The organism is Xanthobacter luteus, assembly GCF_040049235.1.
In the GTDB taxonomy this organism is placed as follows: Bacteria; Pseudomonadota; Alphaproteobacteria; order Rhizobiales; family Xanthobacteraceae; genus Xanthobacter.
Genome location: NZ_JBDZDO010000002.1, coordinates 385,365 through 403,000, shown reverse-complemented (window position 1 = coordinate 403,000; position 17,636 = coordinate 385,365). Strand labels below are relative to the sequence as shown.

Here is a 17,636-nt window from a genome sequence, read left to right as displayed (position 1 = left end):
CCAGGTAGGCGTCGCCGCCGCGACCACCATGGCCTGACACCCCCTCCCCTGCCCCTCCCCACAAGGGGGAGGGGTGATCCCGAAGCGGAGCCGGCGTTCCCGCAGGAAGCTCGCCCCGCCCTTGCCAGCGCGCCCCGCAGCGGCTTCATTGGCCCCCACCCCCTCATGCGGCGCGCCATGGACCCGATCACCCCACGCACCCTTCTCGCCCGCGGGCGCACGCTTGCCTTCGGGCCGCGCACCCTCGTCATGGGCATTCTCAACGTGACGCCGGATTCGTTCTCCGACGGCGGGCGCAGCGCGGCGCCGGACGACGCGCTCGCCCATGCCCGCCGCCTGGCCCAGGAGGGCGCGGACATCCTCGACGTGGGCGCGGAATCCACCCGCCCCGGCCACACCCCGGTGGCGGCGGAGGAGGAATGGGCGCGCCTCGCGCCGGTGCTGGAGCGGCTGGCGGTGGAAAGCGCCCTGCCGGTCTCCGTGGATACCTACAAGGCCTCCGTCGCCCGCCGGGCGCTGGAGGCGGGTGCCGTCATCGTCAACGATGTCTGGGGCTTCATGCGCGACCCGGACATGGCGCGGGTGGTGGCGGACCACGACGCCGCCGCCATCGTCATGCACAACCGCGATCAGGTGGACGAGGGCCTCGACATCGTCGCCGACATGCTCGCCTTCTTTTCGCGCGCGCTGGAGCGGGCGGACAAGGCCGGCGTGAAGCGGGAGAAGGTCGTGCTCGATCCCGGCATCGGCTTCGGCAAGAGCTTCCCGCAGAACCTCGCCGCCATCCGCCGGCTGCCGGAGCTGCGCGCGCTCGGCCTGCCGCTGCTGCTCGGCGCCTCGCGCAAGTCGCTGATCGGCAAGGTGATCGCCACCGAGCCCGCCGAGCGGCTGCCGGGCACCATCGCCGCCAACGTGATCGCCGTCATGGCGCGGGTGGAGATCGTGCGGGTGCACGACGTCGCCGCCCACGTCCAGGCCTTGCGCGTGGCCGAGGCGATCCGCGATGCCCCCTGAGCCGCCCGCCGGCCGGCGGGCTTTTCTGTGCCTCGGCTCCAACCTCGGTGACCGCGCCGAGGCGCTCGCCCAGGCCCGCGCCCAGCTCGAAGCGGCGGGCGTGCGGCTCAGCGCCGCCTCCTCGATCTACGAGACGCCGCCCTGGGGACCGGTGCCGCAGGGGCCCTATCTCAACCAGGTGGTGGAGGTGGCCGCGCCGGACGGGCCGCGCGCGCTGCTGGACCTGGTCCTCGGCATCGAGCGCCGGCTCGGGCGCGAGCGGGCGCGCGAGGTGCGCTACGGCCCGCGGCGCATCGACATCGACATCCTGTGGTTCGAAGGCGAGACGATCGCCGAGGAGGACCTGGAGATTCCCCATCCGCGCCTGATGGAGCGCGCCTTCGTGCTGGTGCCGCTGAGCGAGATCGCCCCAGACTTCGAGGCCTTCGGCACCACGGCGCGCGCGGCGCTCGCCGGCCTCGACGTCGCCGGCATCCGCAAGGTGCCGCCGTGAAGGGCCGCCGCCGCGCGGAAACGCAAAAAGGCGCCCCGTCCCAGGCAATGGGCGGGGCGCCGGTGTTCTCGCGCCAGCCGGCTTACGCGCGGCGGGGCGGAAGGTTTCACATGGCGCGGAAGTTGGTGGACCAGGTGTCCACCTGGCGCTTCACCTCGTCCTTGGCGTAGCCGTAGCGCTCCTGGAGCTTGCCTTCCAGGATCTCCCGGTTGCCGTTGATCTGCGTCAGGTCGTCGTCGGTGAGCTTGCCCCACTGGGCCTTGACGTTGCCCGTCACCTGCTTCCAGTTGCCCTCGATGCGGTCCCAGTTCATGGCTCGTCCTCTCGTGGTTGGAAATATGCCGGAACAACGCTGGGCAGCTCCGGGGGTTCCCGGCGGCGCGCCCCGGAAGCGGCGATGGAGGGCCATCCGATCAAATTGGATCAATTTGCTCGGCGCCCTCTAAATTGATGGAAGAGAACGCGTTATCCGGTCAGCGTGGGGGCAAGCTGACCGGCGCGGGCGCGAGAAGGGAAGGCGCGTGGTGCGACACGAGGACGATGCGGCGCTCGGCGAGCGCGTGGCGCGGGGCGAGCGGGCGGCGCTGGCGCGCGCCATCACGCTGGTGGAATCGCGCCGGCCGGACCACCGCCAGCGCGCCCAGGCCTTGCTGCAGGGGCTGCTGGCACGCACCGGCGGGGCGGTGCGCGTGGGCATCACCGGGGTGCCCGGGGTGGGCAAGTCCACCACCATCGACGCGCTCGGCTCGTATCTGACCGGCAAGGGCCACAAGGTGGCGGTGCTGGCGGTGGACCCCTCCTCGACCCGGACCGGCGGCTCGATCCTCGGCGACAAGACCCGCATGGCGCGCCTGTCCATGGACGACAACGCCTTCATCCGCCCGTCCCCGTCGAGCGGCACCTTGGGCGGGATCGCCGCCAAGACCCGCGAGACCATGCTTCTGTGCGAGGCGGCGGGCTTCGACGTGGTGCTGGTGGAGACGGTCGGCGTCGGCCAGTCGGAAACCGCGGTCGCCGACCTCACCGACACCTTCCTGGTGCTGATGCTGCCGGGCGCCGGCGACGAATTGCAGGGCATCAAGAAGGGCGTGCTGGAGCTCGCCGACATCGTCGCCGTGAACAAGGCGGACGGCGACAACCTCGCCCGCGCCAAGGCCGCCGCCGGCGAATACCGCGCGGCGCTGCACCTGCTCGGCCCGCGCTCCGCCCATTGGTCGCCGCCCGTGCTCACCTATTCCGCGCTCACCGGCGCCGGCATCCCGGAGATCTGGGAGCAGGTGGAGCTGCACCGGCGCAAATGCGAGGCCGCCGGCACCTTCGCCGCCACCCGCCGCGCCCAGCAGGTGCGCTGGATGTGGACGCTGCTGAACGAGCGCCTCGCCGAGCGCGTCACCCACGATCCGGCCGTGAAGGCGCGCCTGCCGCAGCTCGAGAAGGAGGTGGCGGACGGCACCCTCGCCCCGGCGCTGGCGGCCGCCGAGATCGCCGCCCTCATCGGCCTGTGAGGCGGCGATGACGCGGCCGGTCCTGCTGGTCACCGCCTTCGGCCCGTTCCCCGGCGTGCCGGCGAACCCCTCGGCCGTGCTGGCAAAGCAGCTGGCGCGCCTCAAGCGCCCGGCGCTCGCGCGCTTCGAGGTGAAGGTGGTGGTGCTGCCGACCCGCTGGGACGCCCTTGATGGGCTCGGCGCGCTGATGGCGCGCGCGCGGCCGGCGGCGGTGCTGATGCTGGGGGTCGCCGCGCGGCGGCGGCAGGTCTGCGTCGAGACCCGCGCCGTGAACGCCGCCCGCGCCGCGCCCGACGCCGCGAAGGCGCATCCGCCCGGGCGCCGGCTGGCGCCGGACAAGGCGGCGGCACGCCGCGCCAGCGCCCGCCTCGCGCCCTTGCTGGCGGCGCTGCGGCGCCACGGCGTGCCGGCGCGCCTGTCGCGCGACGCCGGGCGCTATCTCTGCAACGCCGCCTACTACCGCGTTCTCGGCCTGGCGGGCGGCGCCCCGGCGGTGTTCGTCCACCTGCCCGGCCGCACGGGCCGCCCGCGCGGCACCGACGGCGCGCGCATGGGCCGCGCGCTCGGCGACCTGCTGGTCGCCCTCGCCGCCCAGGCGGTCGCCGGTTCCCGTCCCTAGGCCGGGGGGCGCGGCACCGCACCTGTGGCGGCGCACCGGCGCTCATCCCGCACCGGCCCGCGCGCGGCGCTCACGCCTCCACCAGGTCGATCCGGTCGCGCCCGCTGTTCTTGGCGCGGTAGAGCATCTCGTCGGCCCGTCGCAGCGCATCTCCGGCGGCCACCGCGGCCGGGTTGCGCACGGCGCAGATGCCGATGCTCACCGTGAGGCGCGCGAGACCGGGATCGATGCGGGCCCAGTCCTCCATGCGCAGCGAGCGGCGCATGCTGCGGGCGATCGCCATCGCCTCCTCGCCGGTGGCGTTCGGCAGCAGCACCGCGAACTCCTCGCCGCCATAGCGCGCGGCCACGTCGGCGGACTGCGTCACCGCCTCCTGCACCGCCAGGGCCACCCGGCGCAGGCATTCGTCCCCGGCCGCGTGGCCGAAGGTGTCGTTCACCGCCTTGAAGTGGTCGAGGTCGATCAACATCACCGCGATCGGGCCGCCGCGGGCATCCGCCTTCGCCCATTGCTCCGCCAGCGCCTGGTCGAACCGCCGCCGGTTGGCGAGGCCGGTGAGCACGTCGGTGGCGGCGATGGTGGCGAGCTCGTCCATGGCCCGCTTCAAGTCCGTCTGCTGGCGCTTCAAGATGGTGATGTCGGAGTGGGTGAAGAAGCCGACGCCGTTGGCCGCGCGCCGCGCGATCACCCGCCGCCAGCGCCCGCCCGGCAGGCAGACCTCGAACGGCGCCCCGGCGAAGCGCAGGTTGTCGAGCGCCGCCGCCTCCGCCGCGCGGTCCTCCTGGCCGGCCTTCAGGCACGCCTCGCGCACCACCTCGGCGAAGGTCTGGCCGATCACGGAACGCTCGTCCGGCACGTCGTAGAGCACCCGGAACTCTTCGTTGGTGGCGATGATGCGGTCCTCCTCGTCGAGCACCATGGCGCCGTCGGCGATGTAGCCGAGCAGATCGATGGGGAAGATCGCCCACTGCTGGTCGCGCAGCGGCACGGCCTGCTCGGGCGCGATGTCCTGCCAGATGCGCACCCGGTAGCCGCCCGGCGACGGCTGGGAGGCGACGCGCAGGCGCCGGCCGAGATGGCTGAACACGAACGGCCGCGTCTGGGTGCGGTGGCGCTCGATGCCCTCTTCGACATAACGCTCGATGTTGGCCTGCTCGGCCTGCGAGAGCCGGCCGCGATAAAAGCGCAGGAGATTCTCGCGATAAGGCTCGCCCGCATGGACATGGCCCGCATGCTCGGGGAAGAAGCGCAGGAAGGCGTCGTTCCAGAGCACCGTCCGGTCCTGCGGGTCGAACAGGCACAGCGCCACGTCGAGGGTGTCGAGGATCTCGCCGAAAAACGCGTAGGTCTCTCGATTCCGCACGACTTTCCCTCATCCCGCTGGACGCCATAATTGCGCGCGCCGGGGCCTACAACAAGGCGAGACTTGGGCCACCTTCGGGCTCCCGGCGGCCGGGTTTGAGCAAGGCGCCGGCCCCCCGCCTCGTCCCGTCCCCGGCGCCGCGCCGCGCCCGGGGCGGCGCCGGCCGCGCTCGGCTCCATTAAACCCATTGATTTTATTTGATAAATTATTTCCAAAAGGGCGCGGGCGGGCCCTTCAAATGGCGGCATCAATGCCGTAAAGCGCCCCCACCCCCCGCGTCGCCGCCCGCTCCGCCGCGTCATCAGGACCTGTTCCGTGACCATCTATCTGCCCATCGCCGAGCTGCCGGTCGCCGTCTTCACGATCTTCGCCATGGGCCTCGCGGTGGGATTCATCTCCGGCATGTTCGGGGTGGGCGGCGGCTTCCTGATGACGCCGCTGCTGATCTTCACCGGCGTGCCGCCGAGCGTGGCGGTGGCGAGCGTCTCGCCTTACATGGCGGCCTCCTCCTTCTCGGGCGCGCTCTCCTATCTGCGCAAGGGCATGGTGGACCTCACGCTCTCGGGCGTGCTGCTGGCGGGCGGCCTGGTCGGCACGGCGGCGGGCGTCGCGCTGTTCGCGTTCCTGCGCCGCATGGGGCAGGTCGACCTTGCCATCGCCCTCTCCTACACCGCGCTGCTCGGCGCCATCGGCACGCTGATGCTCACCGAGAGCGTGCGCGCGATCGTGCGGGCGCGGCGCGGCACCGCCGCCCTGGTGCACCGGCCCGGCACCCATTCCTGGTTCATGCGCCTGCCGCTGAAGATGCGCTTCCGCCGCTCGCGCATCTATGTCTCGGCCATCCCGGTGGTGGCGCTCGGCTTCGTCATCGGCCTGCTCGGCGCGGTGCTCGGCGTGGGCGGCGGCTTCATCCTGGTGCCGGCGCTGATCTACATGCTGCGCGTGCCGACCCAGACCTCGGTTGGCACCTCGCTCGTGCTCACCCTCGTCACCATGACCGCGGCGACGGTGCTCCACGCCGAGGCCAACGGAACCGTGGACGCGGTGCTCGCTCTGGTGCTGATGATCGGCGGCACCGTCGGCGCCCAGTTCGGCGCCCGCGCCGGCCAGACCATGCGCCCGGAATATCTGCGCCTGCTGCTGGGCCTGCTGGTGCTCTCGGTGGGGATCCGGGTGGCGGCGGACCTGGTGCGCGCGCCGACGGACGCCTTCATCGTCGCGCCCGTGGAGGGTCCGCCATGAGCCCACCTCGCGCGAGTAGCCCCCCTCTCGTCGGGCGGGCCAAGCCGGGCCGGGCCGCGCGCCGGTCGCTATGGGCGCTGCTCGCCGTCCTCGCCTTGGCCGGCACCGCGCGCGCCCAAGACGGTGCCCAAGACCGCGCCGAGGACCGCGCGCAGGGCGGGGCGGCGGAGCGGGCCGGACATCGCGGCGAGCCGGTGGTCCTGTCGCTCTCCGAGCGCGAGGTGCTGATCACCACCAGCTTCAGCGGCGCCGAGATCACCATCTTCGGCGTGGCCGAGCCGATGGCGCAGGACGGGCCGCAGCCCGACGTGGTCGTCACCGTGCGCGGCCCGGAGCAAACCTTCCTCACCTGGCGCAAGTCGCAGGTGGTGGGGCTGTGGATGAACACCGACAGCCGCGCCTTCCGCGACGTTCCCGGCTTTCTCAGAGTCCTGTCCAGCCGGCCCGCCGCGCTTTTGGCCGCGCCCGAGGTGCTGCGCGCCGAGCAGATCGGCCTCGACCGGTTCCCGCTGCTCCGGCGCGCCGGTCCGGATCCCGCCGACGCGGCGCCGCCCGATCCCTTCCGCGCCGCCTTCCTGCGCATCCAGGCCTCCCACCAGCTCTATCAGGAGGACCCGGCCGGGGTGACCTTCATCGCACCCAACGTGTTCCAGGCCCGGCTCAGCCTGCCGGGGCACGCGCCCATCGGCCGCTACGAGGTGCATCTGCGCGTGCTCCGGGCCGGCCAGGTGGTGGGCGAGGCGCGCACACACTTCGATGTCGCACGCACAGGATTCGAGCAGAGTATCGCGGCTTTTGCCCACACCAACGGGATTCTCTACGGTATTTCCGTGGCCCTGGGCAGTCTCGTCGTCGGTTTCTTCGCCAACCTTCTGTTCCGAAAAGAGTGAGCTTCGGCCCGCTCTACGACGATCGCCGCCGCCTGCCGGCGCTTGCCATCGGCGCATTGCTGACCGGCCCGGACCATTCAGTTACCAGCGGTTGAATTTGTCGATGCTGATCGACATTTTTCGCTTGAAGTTGCTCCATGGAATCGTCACAGAAGGACCGAGGGCCTATCTGCGGCCGATCTCCTTCGGGTGCCAAGCCCTGACCGGCGCCCGTTGGGACGGGACGGTGCTTCGCGGTGCCGTCCCGGCTCCCTCCTGCAGGTTTTCCCCCGCAAGATCGCTGCGATAAGATTGCTCCCTGAGGCGCGCCCGCGGGATCGCGCCGCGCCCGGCCGGAGGCCCGACGTCGCCGGACCGGGGCGGCGCCATGGCCTTGGGACCCGGTTTGCGCCATAGGTCCCCCTTGGGGCATATGTCCGCCTGGTGGCGCACGCGGCGCGACGGCGCCGGGGAGCGAGGGAGGAGCAGGTGGCGGGGACCATCCGTATATCGGTCGAGGGCGGCATCGCCCGGCTCGCGCTCTGCAATCCGGAGCGGCGCAACGCCATTTCCAGCGGCATGTGGCGCGCGCTCAGCGCGTTCGCCGCAGATGCCGGCCGCCACGGCGACATCCGCGTCGCGGTGCTGCGCGGCGAGGGCGATCTCGCCTTCTCCGGCGGCGCCGACATCTCGGATTTCGACACCGCCCGCTCCGACACGTCCGGCGTGCAGAGCTACGACGATCTGGTGGAGGCCGCGTGCTCGGCGGTCGAGAGCCTGCCCTTCCCCACCATCGCCCTGGTGCGCGGCGCCTGCGTCGGCGCGGGCGCCGCGCTGGCGGCGAGCTGCGACCTCAGGATCGCGGCCGACGACGCCTTCTTCGCCCTTCCCGCGGCGCGGCTCGGGCTCGGCTACGATCCGCGGGGGGTCGTGCGGCTGACCCGCATGTTCGGCGGCCAGAGCGTGCGCCGCCTGTTCTTCACCGCCGAGCGCATGAGCGCGGCGCGCGCCGGCGAGACCGGCGCGGTCGATTTGTGCGTGCCGGGCGCCGAGGCGGAGACCGCCACCGACCGGCTGGCCCAGCGCATGGCGGACAACGCGCCCTTGACCCTGCGCGCGGCCAAGCTCGCGATCCGCGCCAGCGAAGGCGCCCCCCAGCAGGTTCTGGCGGAGGCGCGCCGCGTCGCCGCCCTCGCCAATGCCAGCGCGGACTACCGCGAAGGCCGCCTCGCCTTCGCCGAGAAGCGCGCGCCGCGCTTCTCCGGGAGCTGACTGCCAGCAAGAAACGCCGCCCCCGCGGTGGGGAACCGGCCGGCGCCGCGCGGCGCCGGCCGGAGCGCGCTCAGCGGCTGGCCGCCGCCTTCATGCGCTTGTTGCAGGCGCTCCAATATTGCGGCCAGGTCTGCCCCTCGGGGATCTTGCCGGCCTCCTTCTGGGCGCGCCACTGCGCGCCGCAGTCCTTCATGCGCTCGCGCGCGGCGAGCTGGCCCGGCGTCGGCTCGCGCACGCCCTCGCCGGTGTCCTCGTCGTCGTCCACCGGCGGCTTGGCACCGGGCTTGGCGGCGGCCGGAGCGGGGGCCGAGGCGGGGCTGGCGGAGGCCGGCTTGGCGATCGCCGGGGTGCCGGGCTTGGCCGCGGCAGGCGCGGCGGCGGGCGCGGCAGCAGGCGCGGCGCTGCCGAGCCGCGCATTGCACTCGCTGTAGAATTTCGGCCAGGTGGCGCCGGCGGGCAGCTTGCCGCCGGCCTTGGCCTGCTTCCATTCCTCGGCGCACATCGCCTGGCGGCTTTCGCCCGACGGGGCGGCGGGCGCGGCCGGAGCCACAGCCGTCGCCGGCTTGGCGGCGGCGGCCGGGGTCGCCGCGGGCGCCGGCGCTGCCGGGGCTGCCGCTCCGGCATGGCGCGCCGCGCACTCGCTGTAGAATTTCGGCCAGGTGGCGCTGGCGGGCAGCTTGCCACCGGCCTTGGCCTGCTTCCATTCCTCGGCGCACAGGGTCTGCGTCGAATGGCCGTTGGCCGGCTTGGCCGCCGTCGCGGCCGGGGCCGCGGCGGCGGGGGCGGCGGTCTTGGCCGCGCTCGCGGGGGCCGGCGCAGAGGCCGGAGCCGCGGCGGCAGGCGCCGCGGCGGCGGGGGTCGCGGCGGGGGCCGGGGCGGCAGCCGCGCCGAGGCGCGCGCTGCACTCGCTGTAGAATTTCGGCCAGGTCATGCCGTCGGGAACCTTGCCGGCATCCTTGGCCTGCTTCCATTCCGTCGCGCATTGCTGCTGGCGGGACGGGGTCTGGGCGGCGGCGGGCAGGCTCACGGCGAGGGCGGCGCCGAACGCGGCGGCGCCGAACAATGCGATGCGCAACGTCATTGCGCTCTCTCCCCAAATCAGCCGCGCGATCTGCGCAGCGCTGCAACCTAACGCAGATCAGGATGTAAAATCGATGGCGGAATGGCGCGCGGGGGCCGCCGCGCAGCGCCGTTCACAGGCCCCCGGCCGCCGCGCCTGGGCGTTGGACATGCCGCCCGACCGAAGATATGTTCCGCCGCCGCGTTGGGGCGTAGCCAAGTGGTAAGGCAGGGGATTTTGATTCCCCCATTCCCTGGTTCGAATCCAGGCGCCCCAGCCACTGCCGGAGCCCCCCAGAGCCCCCTCTCGGCGCGCGCGGCCTGCAGAATCCAGGCCGTGCGCGGTTCTTGCTACAGCAGCTTGTCCAGCGTGATCGGCAGATCGCGGATGCGCCGTCCCGTGGCGTTGAAGACCGCGTTGGCGACCGCCGCCGCGACGCCGGTGATGCCGATCTCGCCGATCCCGCGGGCCCCGAGCGGGGAGCGCGGATCGGGGATGCCGGTCCACATCACCTCGATCTCCGGCACGTCGAGGTGGGTCGGGATGTGATAGTCGGCAAGCGAGGGGTTCATGATGCGCCCGCTGCGCGCGTCGAACAGCGTCTCCTCGGTGAGCGCAAGCCCGAGGCCCATGATCATGCCGCCGCGAAACTGGCTGGCGGCGGTCTGCGGATTGAGGATGGTTCCGCAATCGAACGACCCCAGGAGCCGGTCGACGCGGATTTCGCCCGTCACCGCGCTGACGCGCAGCGCGCAGAAGATCGCCGACGTGCTGTGCATGGCGAACTTCAGCATTTCGAGCGGCGCGGTCCCGGACGCCGTGACGCTCACCTGCGCGCGCGCCGCCCGCGCCAGGATCGACGCATAGCTCTCATGCCGGGCCGGATCGGCGATGCTGGCGATGCCCGCGCGGTCGAGCATCACCTCCCCCGCGCGCAGCCCCGCCACCGGGCTGTCATTGCCGGCGAGGCGCAGCAGCTCGCCGGTGAGCTTTTCCGCGGCGGCCATGATCGCGCCGGCCACCGATACGGTCTGGGAGGACCCGCCCGCCATCGGCGCCGCGGGCAGCGCGGAATCGCCCAACTCGAAGGCGATCGCCTCGAGCGGCAGGCCGAGGCGGTCGGCGGCGTGCTGCGCCTGCACGGTCGCCGTCCCCATGCCCATCTCCTGGGCGGAACAGGCAATATGCGCCGTCCCGTTTTGATGGAGCGTGATCCGCGCCGCCGCGCCGGGCATCCGCGCATAGGGGAAGCTGCCGGTGGCGCAGCCCAGCCCGATCTGCCATTCGCCCTCGCGCACCGCGCCCGGCTCGGCGCGCCTCTGCTCCCAGCCGAAGCGCCGCGCCCCGTCGGCGAAAGCCTGCTCCAGGGCATGCTGCGAGAACGCGGTTCCGGTGACCGGGTGCTTGTCCGGCAGGTTGCGCAGGCGCAGCGCGATCGGGTCCATGCCCATGGCGTGGGCGAGCTCGTCCACCGCGCTTTCCAGCGCGAAGGTGCCGATCGCCTCGCCCGGCGCCCGCATGAAGGTGTTGGGCACGATGTCGAGGTCGATGTGCCGCTGGACGATCTCGAAGCTCTTCGCGCCATAGAGGCCGCGGCTGGCGCTGGTATATTGCTCGGGACAGGCGCCGTAGGGCGGCATCACCGAATGGCCGGTATGGATCAGAGCGGTGAAGGCGCCGTCGGCGTCCGCGCCGAGCGCGACGCGCTGCTCGGTGGGGGTGCGCCCGCCGATGATGCGGTAGACGCCTTCGCGGCTCAGCATCAGCCGGACCGGGCGTCCGGCGAGCTTCGCCGCCGCGATGGCGACGATCTGGTGGTCCCACAGCCCCTTGCCGCCGAACCCGCCGCCCACGAACGGCGAGACGACGCGCACCTGCTCCTTCTTCAGCCCGAACAATTTGGCGAGGGCGTTCGCGCTCGGCGCGACCATCTGGGTCGTGTCGTGCACGAGCAGCGCGTCGCCCTGCCAGGCGACGGTGACCGCGTGCAGCTCGATGGCGTTGTGGTTTTGGCCCGGCGTCCGGTAGACCTGATCGACGCTGTGCGGCGCCTCGGCCAGTTCCCGCGCGGCATTGCCCACCGACAGATGGTTCTTGTCGATGAGGATCGAGGCCGGGGTGCGCGCATCGGCCTTGCCGTCCTCGAAGCGCGTCTTGGCCGGCGCCGCCGCATAGTCCAGATCGATCAGCGCGGCGGCATGGTCCGCCTGCTGCTGGGTCTCGGCGAGCACCAGCGCGACCACCTGGCCGTTATAGCGGATTTCGCCGTCCTGGAGGATCGGCAGGGCGCTGTTGCCCACGGCGGTGAGATCGGTGACCCCGATCAAAGGGACGGTGCCGAGGCGCGGCATGTTCTTGTGGGTCATCACCAGGATCACGCCCGGCGCCTGCTCCGCCGCCGCGGTGTCGAGCCGCGTGATGCGCCCGCGGGTGATCGGGCTGTGCACCAGCGCGGCGTAGGACAGATGCGCCATGGCGACTTCGGCGGCGAAGCGCGCCGCCCCGTCCACCTTCAGCGGCCCGTCGAGCCGGGACGCCTGCCGGCCGATCGCCGCCCGGCGCTCGATCAGCGGGTCCGGCGTGCCGCCCGGCAGCCACTGCGCCGGCACCCATCCGATCACGGTCCGGACGGAGCCGATGATCACGTTCTGGACATTGCTCATCGCTCGCTCCCGCAGAGAGTGGACAGGACCTCGCGCGCGGTGCGCTGCGCCAGCTCGATCTTGAAGCCGTTCCCCGGCAGCGGCACGGCGTCGGCGAACTCCGCGGCCAGCGCCGCCGCGAAGGCCGCGGGGGCAGGCTGCGCGCCGCGCAGCCGGTCCTCGGCGCGCACGGCCCGCCAGGGCTTGGGGGCGATGCCGCCGAACGCGAGGCGCACCGCGGCGATCCGGCCCTCGCGCAGGGACACGCCGGCGGCGAACGAGACGAGCGCGAAGGCGAAGCTCGCCCGGTCGCGCACCTTGCGATAGGCCCCGCGCGCGCCGAACGGCGCGGGCGGCAGCGTGATCGCGGTGATCACCTCGCCCGGATCGAGCACGGTCTCGATTTCCGGCCGATCGCCGGGCAGCCGGTGGAAGTCGGCGATCGGCACCACCCGCGCGCCGCCCGCGCCGGCGATATGGATCTGGGCGTCGAGCGCCGCGAGGGCGACGCACATGTCGGAGGGGTGGGTCGCGACGCAGGCGTCGGACGCGCCGAGGACCGCGTGGTAGCGGTTGAAGCCGCCGATCGCGTCGCAGCCGCTGCCCGGCGCCCTTTTGTTGCAGCGCGAGCCGGCGACATCGTTGAAATACACGCACCGGGTGCGCTGCATGAGATTGCCGGCGACCGTCGCCATGTTGCGCACCTGGGCCGAGGCGCCGGACAGGATGGCGCGGGAGAGCATCGGATAGCGCGTGCGCACCAGCGGGTGCGCCGCGACCGCGCTGTTGCGCGCCGCCGCGCCGATCCACAGGCCGCCGTCCGGCGCCGGCTCGATCCCGTCCGGCAGCCGCGTCACGTCCACGAGGCGGGAGGGACGCTCGACCCCCTTGCGCATCAGATCGACCAGATTGGTGCCGCCGCCCAGCAGGCGGTGGCCGTCGGCGCCGGTCAGGCGCGCCGCCTCGTCGGCGCAGGACGCGCGGGCATAGCTGAGCGGCATCATGCTGCGCGCTCCCCGGCCACGTTAAGAATGGCGTCGACGATGCCGTTGTGCGCGCCGCAGCGACACAGATTGCCGCTCATGCGCTCGCGGATCTCCTCGCGCGACAGCACCACGGACCCGGCGGCGAGATCGGCCGTGACATAGCTCGGCATGCCGCTTTCGACCTCGCGCAGCATCGCCTCGGCCGCGCAGATCTGCCCGGGCGTGCAATAGCCGCACTGGAAGCCATCGCAGGCGATGAAGGCCGATTGCAGCGGATGGGGGGCGCCCTCCCCGCGCAGCCCTTCGATGGTGGTCACCGACCGGCCGTCCGCCTGCGCGGCGAGCGTCAGGCAGGACAGCACCCGCTCGCCGTCGACCAGCACGGTGCAGGCGCCGCAGGCGCCCTGGTTGCAGCCGACCTTGGTGCCGGTCAGATGCAGGTCGTCGCGCAGCAGATCGAGCAGCGAAACCCGCGCGTCCGCGGGCGGGGGGACGTCGGTGCCGTTGATTCGTATCGCCATGGGCGCTCCATCCGTCGGCGGCGAGCGCGGAGATTGGCGCTCACAGGGCAGATAGACCGTAACTCGTATAATTCAATGATCGAAATATACGATTTTCGTGATCATCGCGATGAAGTGATCCCGCTCGGCCGGCGAAAGCCGCTCCAGCATCAGGCGATACATGGCCTGATGCGCCTGCGCCTGCGCGCCCACATAGGCCTCCCCCTCGGCCGAGAGGCGCAGGGCGACGGCGCGGCGGTCGTCCTCGGCGCGCTCGCGCTGCAGCAGTCCCCGCTTCACCAGACGGTCGGTCGCGGACGAGATCGTCGTGTTCGCCACCCCGAGAAAGCGCGCCACGTCGCTGGGACCGCAGGCGGGATGATCGCCCACATAGAGCAAGGTCTGCTTGTCGAGCTCGTTCAGCGGCTTGTCGAGCCTCAGCGCGTCCGCCAGCTTGTAGCGGCGCGCGAAGGTGTCGAACGCGGCGCCAAGGGTGGCCAGTTGCTCGTCGGTCGGCTTGGTCATGAAAACCGCATACCGCGCCAGGCCGGCATGTGGCCAGTACCTTCGCGGCCCTTTCGGGCGCGGCGCCATGACCTTTGCGATGCCGCCTCCCGCGCCCCGCTCAAGAGCCGCACGGCCGGCGGGGGCGCGCCGCGGCGCCCCGAGGCGGGCGCTCAGCCAAGAGCCGGCAGCGCATCGAGGTGCTTTTCGAGCGTGACCGGATAGTCGCGCACGCGCACGCCGGTGGCGTTGTAGACCGCGTTGGCCACCGCTGCGCCGACGGCCGCAATTGCCGAGCTCGCCGACCCCCTTCGCTTTCATGGGCGAGGACATGGGGTCGGTCTCGTCGAGGAAGATCACCTCCTGGTGCGGAATGTCCGCATGCACCGGCACCTCGTAGCCGGCGAGGTCTTGATTGACGAAGAAGCCGAAGCGCTTGTCCACCTTCAGGTCCTCCATCAAGGCCGCGCCCACCCCATGGCCATGGCGCCGATCACCTGGCTGCGCGCCGTCTCCGGGTTCAGGATCCGCCCGGCCGCGCACACCGCCAGCGTGCGCCGCACGCGGATTTCGCCGGTCGCGGTATCGACCCCCACTTCGACGAAATGCCCGCCGAAGGTGGATTGCTGGGTCGTCTTGCTGAGGTCGCCAGAGTCCAGCGTGTCCTCGCCGGTGAGGCCGGCCAGCCCCGCCGCCTGCGCCAGCGGCACGGCACGGTTGCCGACCCGCATCGCCCCGTCCGCGAACACCGCCTCGGCGGAGTTGAAGCCGAGCTTCTGCGCCACCGCCTCCCGGAGCTTGACGCAGGCGGCATAGACGCCGGCGGTCGCGCCGTTGCCGCGCGCAGGAGGATGGAGGCGCGCCGCCCGTGCGGCCGCGCCTCGTCGTCCCTCAACGCTGCACTGCGGAAATCCAATGCGCCGGCCCGACTTCACATATGAGTTGATCGAAAGTGGATGACGCAGGGGACGCCCCCTGCCGCGCAAGCGCGGGGGCGTCGGGGCGCGGCCTCACCAGCCTTCGAGCACGATCTTGCCGACGGTGCGCCCGCTCTCCAGAGCGGCATGGGCGCGCTTGAGGTTCTCGGCGCCGATGGCGCCGAAATGGGCGCCGAGCGTGGTGCGCACCAGCCCCTCGTCCACCAGGCCGGCGACCTCGCTCAGGAGGCGGTGCTGGGCGATCATGTCGGGGGTCTCGAACATGGAGCGGGTGAACATGAACTCCCAGGCGAGCGCGGCGCTCTTCTGCTTGAGCAGCCCGGCATCGAGGCTCGCCGGATCGTCGATCACGCACACCGTTGCCTGCGGCTTCAGCACCGCGGCGATCTCGCGCCAGTGCTTGTCCGTGGCGGTGAGCGAGAAGATGGCGTCGGCCTCAGGATGGCCGATGCGCGCCATCTCCGCGCTCAGGGGCTTGGAATGGTCGATCACCTGGTGGGCGCCGAGCTCGCGCACCCATTGCGCGCTCTCCGGGCGCGAGGCGGTGCCCACCACGGTCAGCGCGGTGAGGCGCCGGGCGAGCTGGACCGCCATGGAGCCGACCCCGCCGGCGGCGCCGACGATCAGCAGCACGCCGTGGTCGCCGGTCTTGCCGACGGCGAGCTTCAGACGGTCGAACAGGCCCTCGAAGGCGGTGATGGCGGTGAGCGGCAGCGCCGCCGCCTGGGCGAAGTCGAGCGTGCGCGGCTTCAGGGCGACGATGCGCTCGTCCACCAGATGGAGCTGCGCATTGGTGCCGGGGCGGGTGATGCTGCCGGCATAATAGACCGCGTCGCCGGGCTTGAAGAGGCTCGCCTTTGCCCCCACCGCCTTGACCACGCCGGCGGCGTCCCAGCCGAGGATCACCGGCGCCTCGGGCGTGCCCTGGCGGCGCATGCGCACCTTGGTGTCCACCGGGTTCACCGAGATCGCCTTCACCTCCACCAGGAGGTCGCGATCGCCCGGCACCGGATCGGCGGCCTCGAAGGCGAACAGCGCGCGCGGATCGGTGATGGGGAGGGACTCGACATAGCCGATGGCCTGCATGATGGTCTCCGTGGGTTCGCGGCGCTTGCCTTCAGGCTTCCGCGTCGCAATCTCATGTCGTCGGCGCCGGGGTTTGCGCAAGACGGCACAATCTGGTCGCGTGGTATCATTGCTGATACCTGCGGGAAGGCGGATTTCGTCCATGGCTAGGCGCCATTTCAACTATCAGGGCACGGGATGCCCGGTGGAGGCGGCCCTTGAGATCATCGGCGCCAAGTGGAAGGGCGCCACGATATATCACCTGATCGACGGCGAGCTGCGCTTTTCCGAGCTGCGCCGGCGCATGCCCAACGTCACCCAGCGCATCCTCTCCAAGGCGCTGAAGGAGCTGGAGGCGGACGGGGTGATCGCGCGCACGGTCTATCCCGCCGTGCCGCCGCAAGTGGGCTACCGCCTGACCGCCAAGGGCGAGAGCCTGAAGCCGGCGGTGCTGGCGCTGGCGGCGTTCGGGCGCGGCCATCTCAGCGCGCCGTCGTGCCCCCTGCCCCACCCCGAAGCCGGCCGCGCCGAGGCGGCGGAATAGCCCCGGGCGGGGGCCTCAGGCCACCGCGCCGGGCGCGTCCGCCCCGCCTCTGTCCCGCGCCGCCTTCACATCCCGCGCCGGCGGCAGGCCGAACATGCGGCCGTATTCGCGCGTGAACTGGGGCACGCTCTCATAGCCCACCGCGAACGCCGCGCTGGCGGCGCCGGCGCCGTCCTGCAGCATCAGCCGGCGCGCCTCGATGAGGCGGAGCTGCTTCTGGAACTGGAGCGGCGAGAGCGTGGTCACGGCCCGGAAATGCTGGTGGAAGGTGGACAGGCTCATGCCGGCGGCGGCGGCGAGGCGCGCCACCGGCACCGGGCGGGCGAATTCCGCACGCAGGATCGCCACCGCCCGCGCCACGCGCTGGGCGTGGCCGTCCGGCCAGCCGAGCCGGCGGATCGCCGGTCCATGCCGCCCCGCCAGCAGCCAATAATGCATCTCGCGCAGCAGCTGGTCCCGCAGCACCGGCAAAGCCTGCGGACGATCGAGCAAGCGCAGCAGGCGCAGCGCCGCCTCGCTCACCTCGGCCTCGGTGGGCTCGGTGCGCACCGGCGCGGTGTCGGCCCGATGGACCGCCGCCATCTCCGCGCTGAGCTCGGTGATGAGGCCGAGGTCCAGCTCCAGCACGAGCGAGTAATAAGGCCGCGCCGGGCTCGCCTCGGTGATGCGGCTCGCCACCGGGACGTCGGCGGTGATGATGAGGCTGTCCCCGGCGGCGAAGCCGAATCCGCGGTTGCCCTGGGTGACGTGCTTGCCGCCCTGGACCACCAGGCACACCAGCGGGCGCAGGATGTCGTGGGCGATGTCGGTCGGCGCGAGCGCGGTGACGGTTATCAGCCCGGCGATCGGGGTGGTGGCGATGCCGGAGGCGCCGGCATGAGCGAGGGCGTGGGCGCGGACGGCTTCGAGCAGGCTGGTCATGACGCCAAGACTAACGCAAGGGCGCCGGCCGCGCACCTGCCGCGCACCTGCGGCCCGCACCTGCCGCCCGCATCCGCCAGAGGATCAGGCAAGAAATCG

Annotated in this window: 17 protein-coding genes, 1 tRNA gene and 1 pseudogene; 9 read left to right on the top strand and 10 right to left on the bottom strand. The window is 72.2% G+C overall.

What is annotated here, in order from left to right:
- Positions 1 to 177: 177 nt before the first annotated feature.
- Positions 178 to 1,014 (top strand): dihydropteroate synthase, encoded by an 837-nt coding sequence (gene folP, locus ABLE88_RS10390; protein WP_348831488.1) that lies wholly within the window; start codon positions 178 to 180, stop codon positions 1,012 to 1,014.
- Positions 1,004 to 1,507 (top strand): 2-amino-4-hydroxy-6-hydroxymethyldihydropteridine diphosphokinase, encoded by a 504-nt coding sequence (folK, locus tag ABLE88_RS10385; protein WP_348831486.1) that lies wholly within the window; start codon positions 1,004 to 1,006, stop codon positions 1,505 to 1,507. Before folP ends, folK begins: the two co-directional genes overlap by 11 nt.
- 106 nt (positions 1,508 to 1,613) lie before the next feature.
- On the opposite strand, the gene ABLE88_RS10380 is transcribed toward folK, so the two are convergent.
- Positions 1,614 to 1,820 (bottom strand): CsbD family protein, encoded by a 207-nt coding sequence (locus tag ABLE88_RS10380; RefSeq protein WP_348831484.1) that lies wholly within the window; start codon positions 1,818 to 1,820, stop codon positions 1,614 to 1,616.
- 208 nt (positions 1,821 to 2,028) lie between these two features.
- Here ABLE88_RS10380 and meaB point away from each other — a divergent pair, with 208 nt between their 5' ends.
- Positions 2,029 to 3,012, top strand: coding sequence for a methylmalonyl Co-A mutase-associated GTPase MeaB (meaB, locus tag ABLE88_RS10375; RefSeq protein ID WP_348831483.1), 984 nt, complete (start codon positions 2,029 to 2,031; stop codon positions 3,010 to 3,012).
- Positions 3,013 to 3,019: 7 nt separating this feature from the next.
- Complete coding sequence (locus tag ABLE88_RS10370) at positions 3,020 to 3,631, top strand: pyroglutamyl-peptidase I family protein (protein ID WP_348831482.1); 612 nt, start codon at positions 3,020 to 3,022, stop codon at positions 3,629 to 3,631.
- A 70-nt stretch (positions 3,632 to 3,701) separates the two neighbouring features.
- Here ABLE88_RS10370 and ABLE88_RS10365 read toward each other — a convergent pair whose 3' ends face one another.
- Positions 3,702 to 4,994 carry a GGDEF domain-containing protein gene (locus tag ABLE88_RS10365; RefSeq protein ID WP_348831481.1) on the bottom strand — a complete coding sequence of 431 codons (1,293 nt, stop codon included), beginning with the start codon at positions 4,992 to 4,994 and terminating at the stop codon, positions 3,702 to 3,704.
- 315 nt (positions 4,995 to 5,309) lie between these two features.
- Between ABLE88_RS10365 and ABLE88_RS10360 the strand changes: the two genes are divergently transcribed.
- The 3 genes from ABLE88_RS10360 to ABLE88_RS10350 all read left to right on the top strand — a co-directional run bounded on the left by ABLE88_RS10360 (position 5,310) and on the right by ABLE88_RS10350 (position 8,377).
- Positions 5,310 to 6,236 carry a sulfite exporter TauE/SafE family protein gene (locus tag ABLE88_RS10360; protein ID WP_348831480.1) on the top strand — a complete coding sequence of 309 codons (927 nt, stop codon included), beginning with the start codon at positions 5,310 to 5,312 and terminating at the stop codon, positions 6,234 to 6,236.
- 95 nt (positions 6,237 to 6,331) lie between these two features.
- Positions 6,332 to 7,126: a TIGR02186 family protein gene (locus tag ABLE88_RS10355; protein ID WP_348831479.1), complete on the top strand. Its 795-nt coding sequence runs from the start codon at positions 6,332 to 6,334 to the stop codon at positions 7,124 to 7,126.
- Positions 7,127 to 7,594: 468 nt separating this feature from the next.
- Positions 7,595 to 8,377, top strand: a complete 783-nt coding sequence (locus tag ABLE88_RS10350) for an enoyl-CoA hydratase-related protein (protein WP_348831478.1) — start codon at positions 7,595 to 7,597, stop codon at positions 8,375 to 8,377.
- Between the two features lie 70 nt (positions 8,378 to 8,447).
- On the opposite strand, the gene ABLE88_RS10345 is transcribed toward ABLE88_RS10350, so the two are convergent.
- Positions 8,448 to 9,458: a hypothetical protein gene (locus ABLE88_RS10345; RefSeq protein WP_348831477.1), complete on the bottom strand. Its 1,011-nt coding sequence runs from the start codon at positions 9,456 to 9,458 to the stop codon at positions 8,448 to 8,450.
- Between the two features lie 184 nt (positions 9,459 to 9,642).
- Between ABLE88_RS10345 and ABLE88_RS10340 the strand changes: the two genes are divergently transcribed.
- Positions 9,643 to 9,717 (top strand) — tRNA-Gln (locus tag ABLE88_RS10340).
- Between the two features lie 70 nt (positions 9,718 to 9,787).
- Here ABLE88_RS10340 and ABLE88_RS10335 read toward each other — a convergent pair.
- From ABLE88_RS10335 to ABLE88_RS10310, 6 genes and pseudogenes are all read right to left on the bottom strand, one after another.
- The gene (locus tag ABLE88_RS10335; protein ID WP_348831475.1) at positions 9,788 to 12,100 is read right to left on the bottom strand and encodes a xanthine dehydrogenase family protein molybdopterin-binding subunit; all 2,313 of its coding nucleotides are present in this window, start codon (positions 12,098 to 12,100) and stop codon (positions 9,788 to 9,790) included.
- Positions 12,097 to 13,083 (bottom strand): FAD binding domain-containing protein, encoded by a 987-nt coding sequence (locus ABLE88_RS10330; protein ID WP_348831474.1) that lies wholly within the window; start codon positions 13,081 to 13,083, stop codon positions 12,097 to 12,099. The genes ABLE88_RS10335 and ABLE88_RS10330 overlap by 4 nt, the downstream gene beginning before the upstream one ends.
- Complete coding sequence (locus tag ABLE88_RS10325) at positions 13,080 to 13,586, bottom strand: (2Fe-2S)-binding protein (protein WP_348831473.1); 507 nt, start codon at positions 13,584 to 13,586, stop codon at positions 13,080 to 13,082. Before ABLE88_RS10325 ends, ABLE88_RS10330 begins: the two co-directional genes overlap by 4 nt.
- A gap of 72 nt (positions 13,587 to 13,658) precedes the next feature.
- Positions 13,659 to 14,090 (bottom strand): MarR family winged helix-turn-helix transcriptional regulator, encoded by a 432-nt coding sequence (locus ABLE88_RS10320; protein WP_348831472.1) that lies wholly within the window; start codon positions 14,088 to 14,090, stop codon positions 13,659 to 13,661.
- A 152-nt stretch (positions 14,091 to 14,242) separates the two neighbouring features.
- Positions 14,243 to 14,905 (bottom strand): annotated as a pseudogene (locus ABLE88_RS10315) (molybdopterin cofactor-binding domain-containing protein); the annotation flags it as partial.
- A gap of 174 nt (positions 14,906 to 15,079) precedes the next feature.
- Positions 15,080 to 16,093: a zinc-binding alcohol dehydrogenase family protein gene (locus tag ABLE88_RS10310; RefSeq protein ID WP_348831470.1), complete on the bottom strand. Its 1,014-nt coding sequence runs from the start codon at positions 16,091 to 16,093 to the stop codon at positions 15,080 to 15,082.
- A 142-nt stretch (positions 16,094 to 16,235) separates the two neighbouring features.
- Between ABLE88_RS10310 and ABLE88_RS10305 the strand changes: the two genes are divergently transcribed.
- Entirely contained in the window at positions 16,236 to 16,616 is a 381-nt protein-coding gene (locus ABLE88_RS10305; RefSeq protein ID WP_348831469.1) for a winged helix-turn-helix transcriptional regulator, read from the top strand.
- 15 nt (positions 16,617 to 16,631) lie between these two features.
- Here the strand turns inward: ABLE88_RS10305 and ABLE88_RS10300 are convergent, their stop codons facing one another.
- The gene (locus tag ABLE88_RS10300; protein ID WP_348831467.1) at positions 16,632 to 17,537 is read right to left on the bottom strand and encodes an AraC family transcriptional regulator; all 906 of its coding nucleotides are present in this window, start codon (positions 17,535 to 17,537) and stop codon (positions 16,632 to 16,634) included.
- Between the last annotated feature and the right edge of the window lie 99 nt (positions 17,538 to 17,636).